Here is a 16,800-nt window from a genome sequence, read left to right as displayed (position 1 = left end):
TCCACCCCTCCCGGAGGGTGCTGCGGGCCCTGGGGCCCGTTTAGATGTCGTCCGGCAGCTTCACGTCCATCTCGATGGAGCCGTTGAACACCGCTCCATCCTCGATGACCACGCGCGGGGCCTTGATGTCCCCCGCCACCTTCGCCGAGGCGTTGATGGCCACCCGGCCCGAGGCGTCGATGTTGCCACTCGCCTCGCCGTTGATGGTCAGCTCCTCCGCGCGGATGTCCGCCTGGACCTTGCCCGTGCCCTCGATGGTCAGGTGGTTCTTCAGGGCGATCTGCCCCTCCACCCGTCCCTCGATGATGAGGTCCCCACCACCCGTCAGATTGCCCCGGATGATGATGCCCTTGCCGATGATGCCCGTCTGCTCGCCCTGTGCCATGCGGTGACCCTCGGAAGCGCCCTCGCGATAACGAAGTTTGCTCTGTAAGGAATTGGAACCTACGTCAGAGATGCGCGGAGATCCAGTTGGAGATATCGCCCTGGACCTCCTCTTTGCCGAGCTCGTTGAGCGGCTCGTGGCGCATCCCCGGATACACCTTGTACACCTTGTCCTTCGAGCCCACGGCCTCGAAGAAGGCGCGTCCGGTCTCCACGCTCGCCACGCCGTCGTCCGCTCCGCTGAGCAGGAAGAGCGGCACCTTCACCTCCGGAGCGAGCGTCATCACCCGGGCCTGGGCCTCGGTGGACTGGATGAACCAGCGGGGGGTCACGATGTGATTGTAGAGGGGGTCCTGACGTACCGCCTCCTGCACCGCCTCGTCCCGGCTCAGGTCCTTGGGCGTGAGCTCCGTCTTGATGGGCATCCACGGCAGGACCCTGCCCACCGCCTTGGCGGCCACGAGCTTCATCGCGGGCGGCGTGATGGCGAGCTTGAAATAAGGTGCTGACAGCACCATGCCGCTCACGCCCTGGAGGCCGCCGCGCCCCAGCAGGTGCACCGCCATCAGGCCGCCGTGGCTGTGCGCGAGCACGAAGATCTTGCGCCCACCGGCCGCGCTCCGCACCCGGTCCCAGAAGGCCGCGAGGTCGTCCAGGTAGTCCGGCCAGCTGGCGCAGAAGCCGCGGCGTCCGTCGGCGCGGCCATGGCCCCGGTAGTCGAAACCGTGCACGGCGAAGCCCTGGGCCGTGAGGGCGTCGAACGTCGTGCGGTAACGGCCGATGTGGTCGCCGTAGCCGTGCACCACCGCCACGTGCGCGCGGGGTTCGTCCGGCTGCTCGGACATCCAGTACAGCCGCAGCCCGTCCTTCCCGGTGAAGAAACCCTCGTCGAAGCGCGCCATAGGATGCGGGGACATTAGCGATCCGCGGCACCCGTGGATAGCAACTTCAGCTTGCGCTCGAGGAGCACCCGTTGATCCGCCGGGTCGGCCGCCTCCGGATTGAGGGCCAGCACCTCCAGCGCGCGCCGCCAGGCCCCCGCCGCATCACCGGGCCGTGACACGCGGTGGTAGACATCCCCCAGGTGCTCCAGGATGACGGGCTCCTCGGGCTCCAGCTCCACCGCCCGCTCCAGCGACTGCAACGCGCGGGGGTAGTCGCCCCGCTGGTAGTGGATCCACCCCAGCGAGTCGAGGAAGGAGCCGGTGTCCGGGCGCAGCTGCAACGCGCGCCGCACCAGCCGCTCCGCCTCGGCGAAGTCCCGGCCGCGCTGGGCCAGCACGTAGCCGATGAAGTTCATGGCCGCGGCGTGCTCCGGGTCCACCTCGAGCACGCCGCGCATGCTGGTGATGGCCCCCTCCTCGTCCCCCTGTGCGAGCAGCACGTTGGCGAGCACGTAGCGCAGGGCCGGCTCACGAGGCTCCCGTGAGATGGCCTCCCGCAGCAGGCGCACGGCCTCGGCCGGGCGCTTCTGACGCTGCAGGGTGGAGGCGAGCGCCTCGTACAACTCCGGGGACGACTTGCGCGCGAGGGCCTCCTTCAGCGTGGCCACGGCGCGCTCGGGCTCCCCGGCGCGCTCCTGGGCCCGGGCCTGATGCACCCACAGCTCCGTGTCGTCGGGGTGCTCGGCGAGGGCCTCGCGCAACAGGGCGAGCGCGGGCTCATGCTGTCCCGCCTGCGAGAGACAGACAGCGCGGCGGGCGCGCGCCTCGGGGAAGAGCTCGGAGGTGAGGGGCACCTCGGCATAGGCGGTGGCGGCCGCGTCGAAGTGGCGCAGCCGCTCGTGCACCAGGCCCGCGTAATAGGAGATACGGGGCGAGGCGACCCTCCCCTTCCGCGCGGCGTCCAGCACCTCCACGGTGGAGGAGGGATCCCTCGCGGAGAGGAAGGCCAGCGCCACCCGCACGGTGAGCTCCGGGTCCGAGGAGATCGACAGCAGCCGATCGAAGTACGCCCGCGCCCGCACCGGCGAGCCGAGCCGCAGCGCGAGCCGGCCGGCGCTCATCAGCACCGCCTGGTTGTCGGGATCCCGCTCCAGGGTGCGGGCCAGGGCCTCCTCGGCATCGGAGAGCTGCCCGGCCTTCTCGCGAATCTGCGCGAGCACGGTGAGCGACTCCACGTCACCGGGATCCCTCTCGATGGCCCGCGCCAGCAGGTGCCCGGCCCGCGTGGAGTCTCCCCGTTCGGCCAGCGCCAGACCGAGGCGACGGTAACCGGAGGCCTCGCCGGGAAGCGCCGCCGCCAGCTCCTCCACCACCTTCACGGCCTGCTCGTTCGCGCGGCCATCCAGGTGGAGCTGCGCGAGGACGAGGTAGGCCTCCGGCTCGCGGGGCTTGAGCTGGATGGCGCGGCGCAGGTGCATCCGGGCGCGCGCGGGCTTGCCGGCCTCCATCAGCACGCGCCCCAGCATCAGCCGGCCGGCGTAGTGCGTGGGGTACGACTTCACCACGCGCCGCAGCTCGCGCTCGGCCTTCGTCAGGTCGCCCAGGCGCGCGTACTCCTCGCCCAGCTGCGTGAGCAGGTGCGGGTTGTTCTCGTCGGTGGCCAGCGCCAGCCGCAGCGCGTACACCGCCTCCCGGTGCTGGCCCTGGAGGCTCAGCAGCTTCGCCCGGAGGTAGTTCGCGTAGCTGGCGGGCGACGCGATGCCCTCGTCATTGGACCCCGCGGAGATGGCCTCGCGCATGGCCTGCGTGTCCACCTTGGGCCGGCGCGCGGGCGCGGCCATCACCCCCAGCCCCACGAGGGCCAGGAGCGGTACGGCTCGGGTGAGGAGTCGACTCGGGCGCACGCCCCGAGTCTAACGCGGGCCTAGAGCTTCGGCACGGGGGGTGGTGCGCCCAGCCGCTCCAGGATGCGCTCCACCGGCTCGCTGTCGTGGCTCACATCCGCCACCGCCGAGCGGTACTCCATCCCTGTGTGCTTCTCGACATCCGGCAGCAACCGGCCGATGACGTTGCGTCCCGCTTCAACATTGCACTCGGGCAGGACGACGGCGAGCACCCCCTCGCCCATGTGGCCGAGGATGTCCTGGGTGCGCAGGCGTGCGCGCATCACGTCGGGAATCCCGCGCAGGGCGTCGTCGAGCACGGGGCGGTCCGGGCGGAGCACCGCGAGGCTCACCGGCCGGCTGTAGCGCCGCCCGCGGCTCACCTCGTGGTCCAGGCGCAGCATGAGGCCGCGCCGGTCATAGACGCCCGTGAGGGGATCGTTCCCGCTGCGGCGCATGAGCGTGGAGGTGCGCTCCAGCTCGTTCTCGGCCTTGCGCAGCTTGAGGGCGCGCTCGGTGCGGCCCAGCAGCTCCATGGCGTTGAAGGGCTTGCTCATGTAGTCCACCGCGCCGAGGTTGAGCGCGCGGACCTTGTCGGCCACGCCCTGGTGGGCGGACAGCAGGATGACGGGGATGCTGGCGGTGTCCGAGGAGGACTTGAGCGCCACCGCGGCGTCCAGGCCGTCCAGCTTGGGCAGGAAGACGTCCATCACCACCAGGTCCGGCTTGGCCGAGCGCGCCCGCGCCAGGCCCTCGGCGCCGTCGCGCGCCACGTCCACGCGGTAGCGCGAGCGCAGCACCTCCACCAGCACCGCGGCGATCTCCGGCTCGTCCTCCACCACCAGCACGCGCGGCTGCTCGGCCGTCTCCTTGGCCGGCAGGTTCTGCACCGCGCGGGAGACCTCCTGCGCCAGCGGCAGGGTGAAGATGAACGCGGCGCCTCCCTCGGCCGGGGCCTCGGCCCAGATCTCCCCGCCGTGGAGCTCCACGAACTCCTTGCAGATGGCGAGCCCCAGGCCCGTGCCACCGCCGCCCTTGGCCCCGCTGCGGTAGCGGTCGAAGACGAGCGGCAGCTCCTCGGCCGGAATGCCCTTGCCGTCGTCCTGCACCACGATGCGCGCCACGTCACCGTCCGGGCGCGCCAGCCGCGAGGCCTTCACCACCACCTCGCCCGCGTCCTGCGCGTGGTGGATGGCGTTGGTGATGAGGTTCTGCAACACCTCGTGCAGCTTCAGCTCATCGCCGATGAGCATCATGATCTCGCTGGTCTCGGCCCGCAGGGCCACGCCCCGCTCGGCGGCGAGGATCTCCAGCTCGGTGACGCTCTCCTTGCAGAGCGTGGACATGTCCAGCACGCGCGGCTCGATGGACAGGCGCGCCACGTCGCCCTTGCCCCGCTCCAGCAGCGACTCCACGAGGCCGAGGATCTTCCGGCCCTGGCGGATCATCGCCTCGGCGGACTGCTTCTGCTGCGGATCCAACCCGCCTTCCAGCAGCAGCCGGCCATGGCCCAGCAGCACCTGCAGCGGCGCGCGCAGGTCATGGCTGCACACGGCGATGATCTCGTCCTTGAGCCGGTTGAGATCCTTGAGGCGGCGGTTGGCCTCGGTCAGCTCGCGGTAGCGCTCCACGTAGGCCAGCTCGAGCTCGTCGCGCTTCCTCTTGAGCGCGGTGTGCAGACGGGCGTTGCGGATGCAGTTGGCCAGCGCCGCCGCCACCGCCTGGGCGAACTCCTGCTCGTCCCGGCCGAAGCCCTCGGAGCCCCGGGAGATGCGCAGGAAGAGCGCGCCGAGCAGCTCGTCCGAGCACACCAGCGGCTGCACGAGGATGGAGCGCACCCCGAGCGACGTCATGGTGGGGCGCACCTCGGCCATCAGCGGATCCCGCTGGGCCTCCTCCACCAGCACCGGCTGGCGCGTCTCCAGCGCGCGGCGCAGCTCGGGGTAGCGCTGCAGGTCCACGTCCAGCGACAGGCCCGGATCCTCCAACGTGGCCACCACGCTGGCGGTGCGCGAGTTGACGTCCTCCACCAGCACCACCGAGCACCGGTCGGCGTTGATGACGGCGCCCACCTTCTCCACCGCGAGGCGGAGGATCTGCTCCAGCTCCAGCGAGCTGGTGGCGGCCTGGGTGATCTCCAGCAGCCGCTCCATGCGGTTGCGCGTGCGCTCCATCACCCGCCGCTCGCGCAGCGCCGAGTCCAACCGGGAGCTGAGCTCCTCGAGGCTGCGGACCCACTCGTCCACGGGCAGCTTGCGCAGCACCTCCGAGCGTGAGCGCGTCAGGTCCGCCAGCACGCGCAGCTCGCGCAGCCGGGACTCCTGACGCACGGCGCTGAGCGCCTCGGTGGCCTTCTTGCCGGTGGCGGACATGAGCACGGCGTCCGGCCGCAACGACTCGGCCAGGCTCGACAGCTCCTGCATGTCCTCGGTGATGGCCCACTGGTAGCCACTGTCGGACAGGTGGGCGAGCAGCTCCTCGCTGCCCGCCTTCGTGCCGATCACCAGGACGCGGCCACGTGACCCCACGAGTTCAGCTCTCACGAGCGCCCCCGGGGTGCCTGGCCCTGCATGTCTGTGTGGAGAGACCGGAAAAATTTCAAGAAAGCGTCAACCTTCATGCGCGGGTCCGAATCATGCCGCTGAAGCTGCCCGGGGGCCAGCGTGTCGGACTCGGCGGGTCCCGGCAAGAATTGTGAGGCGGGTACCCCCGCGTATACTCGGCCGCCGTGCGACTTCCGCGACTTCCGCTGTCCCCTTCCCCCCTGCGCTCCCTCCTGCTGACGGCCCTCCTCGGGGCTGGCGCGGCTCGGGCACAGGGGACCTCCGCGCCCCCTTCTCAGCCCCCGGCTCCCGTTCCTTCGGCCCAGCAAGGCCTCGCTTCCTCGTCCGCTCGGGAAACGACCCCAACGGTCGGGTACTCAACACATCCAGGGTCCGCCGCCCCCTCCCCGGGGTTGGATCAGCCCTACGAGGCGCACAGCCCCTCCACGCTGGGCAACTCCTGGAGGGATGCGCGCAACCTGCGCCATGGCTCCACCGCCACCGGCGGCGTGGGCCTGCTGCGACTGGCCGGAGCGGACCTCGGGCGCAAGGGCGTGCTGCGCTTCTCGGCCACCGGCGAGTTCTTCTCCACCCCGGACTTCCCCGTCCAGGGCGCGGCCAACACGCGCACCGGCGGCACCTTCGCCGTCGGCTACGTGCCGCTCGACTTCCTCGATCTGTCGCTGTCCTACACGGCCTCGACCAACACCAACACGCGCTCCTCGCCCAACCTCATCCAGGCGCTCGGCGACGTGACGCTGGGCGCGCGCGCCACGAAGCAGTGGCTCCCCGGACTGTGGGCGGGCGCGGACGTGCGCGTGATGACCTTCTCCGGCGTGGGCAGCAATCAGATCGCCTTCGGCGTCTCGCCCCGCGTGGTGGCCACCTATGACGCGCGCTCGCTCAGCGCGATGCTTCCCCTGCGCATCCACGCCAACCTGGGCCTCCTCCTGGACGGCACGGGCTCGCTGGTGGACGCCGGACGGCTCAACGCCGCCGAGGAGTATGCGCTGGGCATCAACCGCTACTCCCGACTCGGCGTGGGGTTCGGCCTGGAGGCGCCGCTGCCCGTCGTCACACCCTTCCTTGAGTACGGACTGACCTCGCCGCTCGGCGTGCCGGACGGACAGCTCGTCGCGCCGGATGGGAGCCTCGTGCCCGTGGGCAGCGTGGCGCCGCAGACGCTCGGGCTGGGCCTCAAGCTGACGGCGGTGCAGAACCTCACCTTCACCGCCGCGGCCGAGCTCGGCCTCACGCGCCAGGTGGGCCGGGGCGTCCAGCCCGTGCCGCCCTTCAACCTGGTGCTCGGCGCCTCCTTCAACGTGGATCCGGCGCTGCAGGGCGGTGGAACGCGCGTGATTGAACGCGTGGTGGTGCGCGAGGCCGTGCCGGCGAATCAGACCCCCACCCCGGTCCGGACCGAGACGCCCCAGGTGGCGCAGGTAGCGCAGGCGACGACCGCCCAGGTGTCCGGCGTGGTGGTGGACGCGAAGACGCGCCAGCCGCTGTCCGGCGTGCTCGTGGCCATGGTGGACTCGACACTGCCGCCGGTGGCCTCGGCTCCGGGCGATGGCCGCTTCCTCACCTACGCGCTGCCGAGCGGCCCGGTGAAGCTCTCCGTGCGCAAGGACGGCTACCTGCCACTGGAGAAGGAGCTGGTGCTCGAGGCGGGCAGGACGGCCAGCGTGGAGCTGGAGCTCGTGGCGGAGGTGAAGCCGGCGGCGCTGGCCCTGGCCGTCACCTCCAAGCGCAAGCCCGTGCCGGCCACGCTGACCTTCTTCGGTGGTCCCACGCCGCGGCAGGTGAAGTACTCGCAGGCCGATGCGGCATCCCACCAGCTCCAGCTGCCGGCCGGCCGCTACGTGGTGGAGGTCACCGCTCCCGGCTTCCTGGCCCAGACGCGCGCGGTGGAGGCCGCCGATGGCGCCGCGCTGGAGCTCTCGTTCGACCTGGAGCCCGAGCCGAAGCAGTGGCAGGTGAAGCGCGAGAACGACAAGCTGGAGCTGCTCCAGCAGGTGCGCTTCGCGGATGGCAAGGCCGTGCTGCTGCCGGACAGCTACCCGCTGCTCGCGCAGGTGGTGGACCTGATGGTGCGCACGGGCGTCCAGCGCATCCGCATCGAGGGCCACACCGACAACCAGGGAGACAAGACGGCCAACCTGAACCTGTCCAAGGAGCGGGCGCGCGCGGTGGCGGACCACCTCATCAAGGCGGGGTTGGATCCGTCGCGCATCGAGTCCGAGGGCTTCGGCGACAGCCGGCCCGTGGCGCCCAACATGACGCCCAGGGGCCGCGAGCTGAACCGGCGCGTGGACTTCGTCATCCTGGACCGCTGATGTCCGGAGGGTGGCGCCCGGGCTAGACTCGGCGCCACCATGCCTACCCCCCTCCTTCGCCAGGCCTTCGTCCGCCCGGCCCTGCTGCTGCCGTTCCTCGCGCTCGCCTGCAACCCTCCCCCGCCGCCCACCACGCCGGAGCCTCCCCAGGTCAGCGTCGTCGTGGACCAGCCGAACACCGTGGGAAAGAGCCTCAAGCTCTTCATCACCACGACCGGCTGTGACGAGGTGCAACGGCTGGAGCTGCTCGACAACAACGAGCCGCTCAAGCAGGTGACCTACGGCGCCACGCCCACCCCGGTGGAGCTGGCGACGAGTGACCTGCGCTACACGCGAGGGCTCGCCGCGAACCTGTCCCTCACCGCGCGCGTCACCTGCGCCGACGGACGCACCAACGTCTCCCAGGCCCAGCCGGCCACGTACTTCCCGGTGGAGGAGGTGGTGGAGCCGATCAACTCCACCACGCCCGCGGTGCCGGATTACTTCGTCGTCGATGGCAGCGGCGCCAACGCGAGCTTCATCGGCTGCGCGAAGGAGGGCTCGCGCTCGTTCCTCTACAAGGTCCCGAAGAGCAACCCGGCGAACCGGCAGTCCATCGAGATGGACTTCCCGTGCGATGCGACCACGATCATCACCGACCGCAAGCCCGCGGGCACCGGCTGGCGCTGGCTGTGGACGAGGGGCCAGGGTGCCTTCGCCATCGACTCGAGCTTCAAGATCACCGCCACCATCACCCTGGCGGTGAAGAACCTGACGGTGGCTCCGGACGGCAAGGCCTTCGTCTACGACAACGTGAGCCTCCAGCTCCGCAACCCCGAGATCACGGCGACGAAGCCGCAGATTCAATGGTCCCTGGCGATCGGAGATCCGGAGGGCCTCATCACCAGCCTGATCCTCGCCGATCCCTACGTGCGGCCCGATGGACGGGTCGTGATTCCCTTCTACGACGATGGCATCGACCTGACCTACATCCGGGTGGGAACCGTGCGGTACAGCGACGGGCAGGATCTCAAGATGTACGACGTCGATACGATCACGCCCATCCAGCAGCCGCCGGTGGCGTTCGATCCCACGGGGAAGGTGCTGTACCTGGCCTCCCAGGGAGCGGCCTCGGCGAACGTGCGGGCCTGCGACTTCGAGGGGGGCCTGTGCAGGCCGTCCACCGGCAAGCGGCTGTGGATCAGCGCGGAGCTGCCCGGGTACATGGCCGCGCTGGTGCCGTACAACAACGGCACGCGCCTGGCGGCGATCGGCTCGAACCGCTTCTGGTTCCTGGAAGCCCGGGACGGCCAGAGCAACGAGGGGCAGGCCGTGAACAAGGATCAACTGCCGCTCACGGCGAATGGCTCGCTGGTGGCGCGCTTCGCGCAGCCCGGTGCGGGCAGCACCTTCTACATGTTCACCAGCGCGGCCGCGACGGACGACAAGCCCGACCCGTATCCGGTGGAGATCATCGCCACGGACGAGGCCGAGAAGGGCGAGCTGTTCCGCTACCGGGTGCCGGGCGGCAGCCTCTACGGCGCCCTGGATGACTCGGAGGCGCTCTGGCTGCGCGTGGGCAGCAGGCTGGTGAAGCCGTTCACGCCGGCGCAATACCGCGCCATGCGCTGAGCGGCCCGGAGTACCCTCCCCCGTCCTCTTCGTTGGAGCCTCCATGTCCGAGCTTCGAGAGATCGCGCGTGGCCTGAAGGAACGACGGGCCACCCTGGGGGAGGTCATCCCCGTGCTTCGCACCGCCGAGAACCTGGCCGCTAGCGATACCGTCCTGCTCGCGGTACCGGGCTTCCAGCGCCTCCATGCCGAGCGCTGGGACCCTCCGCTTCCGGAGCCGGAGGCGCTCGCGGCGCTGCCGGTGGGCTCGTTCGGGCACGCCTATGCGCGGTACATGGAGCACTACCGGCTGTCCCCCGACTTCTTTCCCATCCCGACGCGGCTCGGCGCGGACGTGACGCCCACGCAGTACGCCGTCCACCGGCTCAACAAGAGCCACGACTTCCTCCACGTGCTGGGCGCGTACGAGACGTCGGACGAGGACGAGGTCGCCGTTCAATCGTTCGTGTTCGGCATGGCCCCGGTGGCGCTCGCCAGCTTCCTGGCGGAGGCGGCGGTGCACCCGGACATCCGGCAAGCCCGGTACAAGCACCTGCGCGACATCTACTCGGGACACATCCAGGCGGAGGATTTCGAACGGGGGGCCGCCGCCTCGGCCCTCCTGGGCGAGCGCGTCGAGACGCTGTGGGAGGAGCCGCTGGAGCAGTTGCGGCAGCGGCTCGGTATCGCCGCGCGAGCCCCCGAACACCTGGGTCGTGGCGGAGAGAATTCCTGCGGTGGCTTCACGGCCATTCCGTTCTTCACCGCAACGCGAGCCACCTGAGGGACACCATCCGGCCTACACTGGGCGCATGAGCGTTCGGAACATGATCGTCATCGGCGGGACCGGTGAGATCGGCAAGGCGGTCATCAGCAAACTGAGGGCCGAGGGCGTGCGCGCCGTGTGCGCCTCGAATGACGTGAAGCAGGAGTCGGCGGACGAGATGCGGGTCGACATCACGGACGAGGCCTCCGTGGCGTCGCTGTTCGAGCGGGCGGAAAAGGAAGTGGGACCCATCTCCGTGCTGATCAACTGCGCGGGAGTGGGGGTCTTCACGTCCATCGCGGACACCTCGGTCCAGGATTGGCGCAGGACGCTCGAGGTGAACCTGACGGGAGCCTTCATCTGTTCGCGTGAGGCGTTCAACCGGATGAAGACCCGGGGCGGCGGGAGGCTCATCCACATCGGCTCCATCAGCGATCACCTCACCCTGGCCATGAACGGCTCGTATGCCGCGTCCAAACATGGGGTCCGGGCCCTGACGGGCGTGCTGAACGAAGAGGGAAAGCCCTACTCCATCCGGGCCACGCTCATCTCCCTGGGCGCCGTCTACACGTCCTTCTGGAAGACGCGCCCGGAGTACAGCCCGGCCGACATGCTGTCCGTGGAGGACGTGGCGCAGAGCATCTGGGAGATCGCCCGCAAGCCCTTGAACGTCCGGGTGGATGAGCTCCGGCTCCTTCCTCCGAAGGGGGTGCTCTGATGGGAGCGCGACTGGATGCGAAGCTGGCGCTCGTCACCGGAGCCAGCCGCGGTATCGGCGCGGCGATCGCGGAAGTGCTCGCGGAGAATGGTTTCCAGGTGGCCCTGCTGGCCCGTGACGCCCAGGCCCTGTCCGGGCTCGAGCAGAAGCTGACCGCCACCGGGGCCCGGGCGCGGTCCTTCCTCTGCGATGTCGCGGATGAGGCCGCGGTGGACGCCACGCTCGCCCGTATCGAGACGGAGCTGGGCGTCCCCGGCGTCATCGTGAACAACGCGGGATATGGCGGCCCCTTCCATCGCGCGGACGAGGTTCCCACGGAGGAGTGGAAGACCCTGTTCGGCGTGAACGTGGATGGCGTCTACTACCTCTGCCGGTGGGCGCTCCCGCGCATGAAGGCCGGGGGGTATGGGCGGATCGTGAACATCTCCTCCATCCAGGGCCTGTTTGGAGGAGCGCGCTCTTCCACCTATGCGGCCACCAAGCACGCGCTCATCGGCTACTCCAAGACGCTCGCCGTGGAATGGGGCGCGTACGGCATCACCTGCAACGCCATCTGCCCGGGCTACATCGACACGGAGATGCTGGCGAAGGCGGACCCCGGGGTGAGGAAGGAGCTGTTGCGAAGGATTCCCGCCGGGAGGTTCGGAACCGCCGAGGAGGTGGCCAGGATGGTGGCCTTCCTCGTCGGGCCCCACGGGAGCTACATCAATGGCAGTTCGCTGGTGATCGACGGCGGCCTGTCGTCGCACCTGGCCAACGACGTGCCTTCGTTCTGAGCCCGCCACCTCTTATGGGCTCTCGGTCTCTTCCTCTTCTTCCTCGTCGACGCTGGCCATGGAGAGAGGATAGAGGGCACGGTGATTGATATTCGGATAGTACGCCGCGAGGTAGAACTCGCGCGCGATCATCACCCATGTGCGCCTGGCTGGAGTGGGCTGCCCGGTCAGCCAGGCTTCCGCCTCCTCACGAGTAGCGAATGAAGCCGTGGCAACGGGCGGATCCACCCGCTCGAGCCACGCGAGATAGCGCTCGAGGTGGCGATTCCATGGCAGGCGGCGAAAATCCGTTTCGCGCTCATAAACCACATCATGGTACCGGCCGCCGATCAGGATATCAGCGAAAGCGGGCGGACACGGATGGGTCTCGAGCCATGCGTCCGCCTCCTGCTGTGTTTCAAACGAGGCCACTACAAATGGCGGAGCATGGGATTCGACATGCTCGATGAAATCACTGAAGGACTCATGCTGCCCGGCTGAAGAGACGAAGCGAAGCGCGTCGAGGATGATCTGGATTGGCACCTGCTCTCCAGCGGCCTCGGGGTCATCGAGAAGCTTCCCGAAGAAGCGCTCTGTCTTGCGCAGGAGTTCTCGCAGCCCCGTGGAGCCATTCTCGCCAAGAGTCTGGGCCTCACGAGACCCGTAGTGTGCTCGAAAATCCTCGAAGGGGTACCATTGGCCAGTGGCGGAGATGAAGTCCAAGGCGTCTCGTGTGAGGCTGAGAATCCGCGCCTGCTCCGGAGGCTGCCCCTTGCTCCAACGCCTCCCAATCACCTGCTGTGCATCCGAGAGGATGAGTGGATTCGTCATGGTGTCACCGCCAGAACCCGGGGCTCGGAAACAACATCGGACGATGCGAAGGAGATGACAGGCACGAGAAACAGGATTCCGCTACCACCGAAGGCGACGACGAAGGCCACACCTGCGATGACAACGACAGCTCCCTCCAGCAGCCGCTCCCTGTTCTGCTTCAGCCAATCGACGGCCTCATCCATGGCATGAAACTCCACGGCCTGGCCTTCGGCCAGTTCTCTGAGCTTGCAACAGTCAATGTAGGGCCGCATGCACACGCGGACACAATGCTCCTTCTTGGAACCCGCGCTCATGTGGCTCCAAGCGCGGCCTCTCAAGCCAGCCAGGCACATGCTCTCGCACGCATCACGCTCCTGCTCGCAGTCGCGGTTGAAGGCAGCCTGGACGATGAGCCCTTGAACGCCGCGGGTGGCCACCTGATGCGAATGCGCCGCCTGGTTGAAGTCCTCAACGGGCTTCCATGAATGGAGCACCTGCCCATCTGGCGCCCTTTCGATGATGAGCACGTATTTGCCCAGATCGAGCGCACCAGTAGGACCCGAGACCGAATGACGAGTCACGCCGCAGGAAAGGAGCAACACGCAGAGGCTCACGCTCATGAGCCGCCCAGGAGTCGACATCATCTTCATATAGGCAGTTCCCCTAGCATGCGCCCGCCGTTCGCCGGCAACGAATTCCAGCGCTTCATCACGAAGGCGGAGCGATGCTTCGCGCCCTCACCCCGTCACGCTTTGTCCGCGACGAGCAGGGCCTCGACGTTGCCCGCGGGGCCGGGCACGGTCGAATCCATCACCCCGCGCACCGTGAGCCCCTGCTCCCGGACGAACGCGGACACCGAGTCGATGGCCTCCTGGCGCGCGGCCGGGTCCTTCACCACACCGCCCTTCCCCACCTTGTCCGGCCCCACCTCGAACTGGGGCTTCACCAGCGCCACCAGCAGGCCCTTGGGCTTCAGGAATGGCAGCACCGCCGGCAACACCTGCGTCAGCGAGATGAAGCTCACGTCGATGACCACCACGTCCACCGGCTCGGGCAGGTCCTCGGCCGTCAGGTAGCGCGCATTGACGCGCTCGCGCGAGCGCACCCGCGGATCCGTCCGCAGCTTCTCGTGCAGCTGCCCGTAGCCCACGTCGATGGCGTGGACGTGCGTGACCCCCTCCTGCAACAGGCAGTCGGTGAAGCCTCCCGTGCTGGCGCCAATGTCCGCGGCCACCTTGCCGCGCACGTCCAGACCGAAGCGCTCCAGGGCCGCCTTCAATTTCAGCCCTCCGCGAGACACGTAGGGCAGCACCTCGCCCTTGAGACGCAGCTCGGCCTCCACCGGCACCAACGCCCCGGGCTTGTCCACCCGCTGATCCGCCACCACCACCTGGCCCGCCAGAATGAGCGCCTGTGCCTTGGTCCGCGACTCGGCGAGCCCCCGCTCCACCACCAGCACGTCCAGGCGCTCCTTGCGTGGCTTCACGGCGCACCTCCCTCCGCGAGCAGGGCCAGGGCGGCACGCCGCAGGCCCGCGGCATCCAGGCCCAGCTCGGCCCGCTGCACGCGCGCATCCCCGTGGGGCACGAAGGTGTCCGGCATGCCCAGCAGCTTCACCCGCGCACTCACGCCCCTCGCGGCGAGCAGCTCCAGCACCGCGCTGCCCAACCCACCGTGCGTCGTCCCCTCCTCCACCACCACCACGCGCCCGCATGCGGCCGCTTCCAGCACCGCCGACTCGTCGAGCGGGGTGACGAAGCGCGCATCCAGCACGCTCCAACCCGGCTCCGAAGCAGCGGCCTCCAGCGCGGATACGCCCAGCGGCCCGAGCGTGATGAACGCCACCCGCGCCCGTGCCGCCCGCTTCAACCACCGCGCTCCACTCACCAAGCCCGTGCCCGGCTGCGGCTCCGAAGGCAGCGCCGGCAGCGTGCCCCGGGGGAAGCGCATCAACGAGGGCCCGGGCAGCGCGAGCGCGGTGGCGAGCATCGCCGTCACGTCCTCGCCCGTCACCGGCGCCATCATCGTGAGGCCGGGAATGGGCCGCAGCGAGGCCACGTCATAGGTGCCCTGGTGCGTGGCGCCATCCGCGCCCACCAGCCCGGCCCGGTCCACGGCGAACACCACGGGCAGGCCCGGCAGGCATACGTCGTGGATGACCTGATCGTACGCGCGCTGCAGGAACGTCGAGTAGATGGCGCACACGGGCCTCAGCCCCGTGACGGCCAGTCCCGCGCAGAAGGTGACGGCGTGCTGCTCGGCGATGCCCACGTCGAAGACACGCTCGGGGTAACGCCGCTTGAGCTCCACCAGCGCCGAACCCTCCAGCATGGCCGGCGTCACCGCCACCACGCGCGCGTCCCGCGCCATGACCTCTTCCAACGCCGAGGCGAAGGCCTCGCTGAAGGTGCGCTGGCCGCCGCGCGAGCGCACCAGCTTCCCATCCCGCCACTCGTAGGGCCCCATGGCGTGGCCGCGCGTCTGCGTGTCCGCCTCGGCCGGGGGAAAGCCCCTGCCCTTCTGCGTCATCGCGTGCACCACCACCGGGCGCGTGGACGCACGGGCCTCGCGCAGCGCATGCGTGAGCGCCCCGAGGTCATGCCCGTCCACCGGCCCCAGGTAGGTGAAGCCCAGTCCCTCGAAGAAGCCCCGGGCCTCGCGCGTCCGCAGCAACGCGGGAATGGCGCCCACGTTGGCGGAGATGGACATCTGGTTGTCGTTGAGCACCACCACCAGCGGCAGGTGCGTGCCCCCAGTGTTGTTGAGGCCCTCGAAGGTCAGCCCACCGGTGAGCGCCCCGTCCCCCACCACCGCCACCACGTGCCCGGGCTGTCCCCGCAGCTTCTTGCCCTCGAGCATCCCCAGCGCCGCGGACACGGCGGTGCTCGCATGGCCCGCGGCCAGCACGTCGTGGTGGCTCTCTCGAGGGTCCAGGAAGGGAGCAATCCCACCGGCCTGGCGCAGGGTGCCCATGCGCTCGCGCCGGCCCGTCAGCAGCTTGTGCGCGTAGGCCTGGTGGCCCACGTCGAAGACGAGCGCGTCCTGGGGCGAGTGGAAGACGCGGTGCAGGGAAACAATCAGCTCCACCGCGCCGAGCGAGGCGCCCAGGTGGCCACCCACGCGGCCACACAGGGAGATGATGTCCTCGCGCAGCTCCTCGCACAGGCGAGGCAGCTCGGACTCGGGGAGCGCGCGGACATCCCCGGGAGATTGGATTCGCGGCAGGAGCCGCTCCATCACGAGCGTCGCTCCACCGAGTAGCGCGCGAGCGCCGCCAGCGGGCCATCGTGCGGCTCCAGCGTCTTCACGGCGGCGATGGCCTCGGCCACCTTGCGCGCCGCGAGCTGCTTGGACTCCTCCAGCCCCAGCACCGCCGGGAAGGTGAAGCGTCCGGCGGCCGCGTCCGCGCCCACCGGCTTGCCCATGGAGGACGCATCCCCCGTGACGTCCAGCACGTCATCGGCGATCTGGAACGCGAGTCCCACCGAGTCCCCATACGTATCCGCGCGGGCCAGCGCGTCCGCGTCCCCACCGGCGGCGAGCACGCCCATGCGGCACGCGGCGCGGATGAGGGCGCCCGTCTTCAGCCGGTGCATCCGCGTGAGGTAGTCGATGTGGGCCGGCCGGTCCTCGGCGATGTCCAGCACCTGCCCGCCCACCATGCCCGACGAGCCCGAGGCCACGGCCAGCTCCCGGCACAGCACGCCGCGCACCGGCTCGGGGCCGCCCGCCACCAGGGCGAAGGCGTCCGTGAGCAGCGAGTCACCGGCCAGGATGGCCATGGCCTCGCCGTACACCTTGTGGTTGGTGGGCCGGCCCCGGCGCATGTCGTCGTTGTCCATGGACGGCAGATCGTCGTGCACCAGCGAGTAGGTGTGGATGAACTCGAGCGCGCACGCGCAGTCCTCCACCATGCGCGGCACGTTGCTCTGCTTCAGCACCGCCTCGGCGAAGGCCAGGCACAGCACCGGCCGCAGCCGCTTGCCTCCGGCCAGCAGCGAGTAGCGCATGGACTCGTGCAGGCGCGGTGGCACGTTCACGCCCAGCTCGTCCGAGCGCGAGCGCAGCAGGTTCTCCACCCGCTCCACCTGGGTCTGCAGGTAGGAATCCAGATCGAAGGACGACATA

General features: G+C 69.6%; 14 protein-coding genes. 5 read left to right on the top strand and 9 right to left on the bottom strand.

Annotation, left to right across the window (positions count from 1 at the left end; all coding sequences use genetic code 11):
• Positions 1–40: 40 nt before the first annotated feature.
• From bacN to VFZ09_RS16795, 4 genes are all read right to left on the bottom strand, one after another.
• The gene (gene bacN / locus VFZ09_RS16810) at positions 41–385 is read right to left on the bottom strand and encodes a bactofilin BacN (RefSeq protein ID WP_043389032.1); all 345 of its coding nucleotides are present in this window, start codon (positions 383–385) and stop codon (positions 41–43) included.
• Between the two features lie 64 nt (positions 386–449).
• On the bottom strand, positions 450–1,286 hold the full coding sequence (locus tag VFZ09_RS16805) for a lysophospholipase (protein ID WP_329728673.1): 837 nt from the start codon (positions 1,284–1,286) through the stop codon (positions 450–452).
• Positions 1,287–1,300: 14 nt separating this feature from the next.
• The gene (locus VFZ09_RS16800) at positions 1,301–3,172 is read right to left on the bottom strand and encodes a tetratricopeptide repeat protein (protein ID WP_329728592.1); all 1,872 of its coding nucleotides are present in this window, start codon (positions 3,170–3,172) and stop codon (positions 1,301–1,303) included.
• Between the two features lie 20 nt (positions 3,173–3,192).
• Positions 3,193–5,679: an ATP-binding protein gene (locus VFZ09_RS16795; RefSeq protein ID WP_329728591.1), complete on the bottom strand. Its 2,487-nt coding sequence runs from the start codon at positions 5,677–5,679 to the stop codon at positions 3,193–3,195.
• Between the two features lie 428 nt (positions 5,680–6,107).
• Here VFZ09_RS16795 and VFZ09_RS16790 point away from each other — a divergent pair, with 428 nt between their 5' ends.
• The 5 genes from VFZ09_RS16790 to VFZ09_RS16770 are packed head-to-tail and all read left to right on the top strand — an operon-like array spanning position 6,108 to position 11,880.
• A complete protein-coding gene (locus VFZ09_RS16790; RefSeq protein WP_329728590.1) occupies positions 6,108–8,030 on the top strand; it encodes an OmpA family protein in 1,923 nt (640 codons plus the stop codon).
• A gap of 39 nt (positions 8,031–8,069) precedes the next feature.
• Complete coding sequence (locus tag VFZ09_RS16785; RefSeq protein ID WP_329728589.1) at positions 8,070–9,641, top strand: hypothetical protein; 1,572 nt, start codon at positions 8,070–8,072, stop codon at positions 9,639–9,641.
• Positions 9,642–9,684: 43 nt separating this feature from the next.
• Positions 9,685–10,404 carry a Coq4 family protein gene (locus tag VFZ09_RS16780; protein ID WP_329728588.1) on the top strand — a complete coding sequence of 240 codons (720 nt, stop codon included), beginning with the start codon at positions 9,685–9,687 and terminating at the stop codon, positions 10,402–10,404.
• Positions 10,405–10,432: 28 nt separating this feature from the next.
• On the top strand, positions 10,433–11,104 hold the full coding sequence (locus VFZ09_RS16775) for an SDR family oxidoreductase (RefSeq protein ID WP_329728587.1): 672 nt from the start codon (positions 10,433–10,435) through the stop codon (positions 11,102–11,104).
• Positions 11,104–11,880, top strand: a complete 777-nt coding sequence (locus VFZ09_RS16770) for an SDR family NAD(P)-dependent oxidoreductase (protein ID WP_329728586.1) — start codon at positions 11,104–11,106, stop codon at positions 11,878–11,880. Before VFZ09_RS16775 ends, VFZ09_RS16770 begins: the two co-directional genes overlap by 1 nt.
• A 12-nt stretch (positions 11,881–11,892) precedes the next feature.
• On the opposite strand, the gene VFZ09_RS16765 is transcribed toward VFZ09_RS16770, so the two are convergent.
• The 5 genes from VFZ09_RS16765 to VFZ09_RS16745 all read right to left on the bottom strand — a co-directional run bounded on the left by VFZ09_RS16765 (position 11,893) and on the right by VFZ09_RS16745 (position 16,799).
• Positions 11,893–12,690, bottom strand: coding sequence for a hypothetical protein (locus VFZ09_RS16765; RefSeq protein WP_329728585.1), 798 nt, complete (start codon positions 12,688–12,690; stop codon positions 11,893–11,895).
• Positions 12,687–13,322 (bottom strand): hypothetical protein, encoded by a 636-nt coding sequence (locus VFZ09_RS16760; protein WP_329728584.1) that lies wholly within the window; start codon positions 13,320–13,322, stop codon positions 12,687–12,689. Before VFZ09_RS16760 ends, VFZ09_RS16765 begins: the two co-directional genes overlap by 4 nt.
• 95 nt (positions 13,323–13,417) lie before the next feature.
• Positions 13,418–14,158: a TlyA family RNA methyltransferase gene (locus tag VFZ09_RS16755; protein WP_329728583.1), complete on the bottom strand. Its 741-nt coding sequence runs from the start codon at positions 14,156–14,158 to the stop codon at positions 13,418–13,420.
• Positions 14,155–15,909: a 1-deoxy-D-xylulose-5-phosphate synthase gene (locus VFZ09_RS16750; protein WP_329728672.1), complete on the bottom strand. Its 1,755-nt coding sequence runs from the start codon at positions 15,907–15,909 to the stop codon at positions 14,155–14,157. The genes VFZ09_RS16755 and VFZ09_RS16750 overlap by 4 nt, the downstream gene beginning before the upstream one ends.
• The gene (locus VFZ09_RS16745) at positions 15,909–16,799 is read right to left on the bottom strand and encodes a farnesyl diphosphate synthase (RefSeq protein ID WP_329728582.1); all 891 of its coding nucleotides are present in this window, start codon (positions 16,797–16,799) and stop codon (positions 15,909–15,911) included. The genes VFZ09_RS16750 and VFZ09_RS16745 overlap by 1 nt, the downstream gene beginning before the upstream one ends.
• Position 16,800: the final 1 nt, after the last annotated feature.

It is taken from the genome of Archangium sp. (assembly GCF_036277355.1).
GTDB lineage: Bacteria > Myxococcota > Myxococcia > Myxococcales > Myxococcaceae > Archangium.
The sequence above is the reverse complement of the archived record's forward strand: the minus strand, read 5'-3'. Positions and strand labels throughout refer to the sequence as shown.

Excerpts from the sequence above, each read along its gene's own strand:
- bacN (WP_043389032.1), bottom strand. The coding sequence starts at position 385 with ATGGCACAGGGCGAGCAGACGGGCATCATCGGCAAGGGCATCATCATC.
- VFZ09_RS16805 (WP_329728673.1), bottom strand. The coding sequence starts at position 1,286 with ATGGCGCGCTTCGACGAGGGTTTCTTCACCGGGAAGGACGGGCTGCGG.
- VFZ09_RS16785 (WP_329728589.1), top strand. The coding sequence starts at position 8,070 with ATGCCTACCCCCCTCCTTCGCCAGGCCTTCGTCCGCCCGGCCCTGCTG.
- VFZ09_RS16780 (WP_329728588.1), top strand. The coding sequence starts at position 9,685 with ATGTCCGAGCTTCGAGAGATCGCGCGTGGCCTGAAGGAACGACGGGCC.
- VFZ09_RS16775 (WP_329728587.1), top strand. The coding sequence starts at position 10,433 with ATGAGCGTTCGGAACATGATCGTCATCGGCGGGACCGGTGAGATCGGC.
- VFZ09_RS16770 (WP_329728586.1), top strand. The coding sequence starts at position 11,104 with ATGGGAGCGCGACTGGATGCGAAGCTGGCGCTCGTCACCGGAGCCAGC.
- VFZ09_RS16765 (WP_329728585.1), bottom strand. The coding sequence starts at position 12,690 with ATGACGAATCCACTCATCCTCTCGGATGCACAGCAGGTGATTGGGAGG.
- VFZ09_RS16760 (WP_329728584.1), bottom strand. The coding sequence starts at position 13,322 with ATGAAGATGATGTCGACTCCTGGGCGGCTCATGAGCGTGAGCCTCTGC.
- VFZ09_RS16750 (WP_329728672.1), bottom strand. The coding sequence starts at position 15,909 with ATGGAGCGGCTCCTGCCGCGAATCCAATCTCCCGGGGATGTCCGCGCG.
- VFZ09_RS16745 (WP_329728582.1), bottom strand. The coding sequence starts at position 16,799 with ATGTCGTCCTTCGATCTGGATTCCTACCTGCAGACCCAGGTGGAGCGG.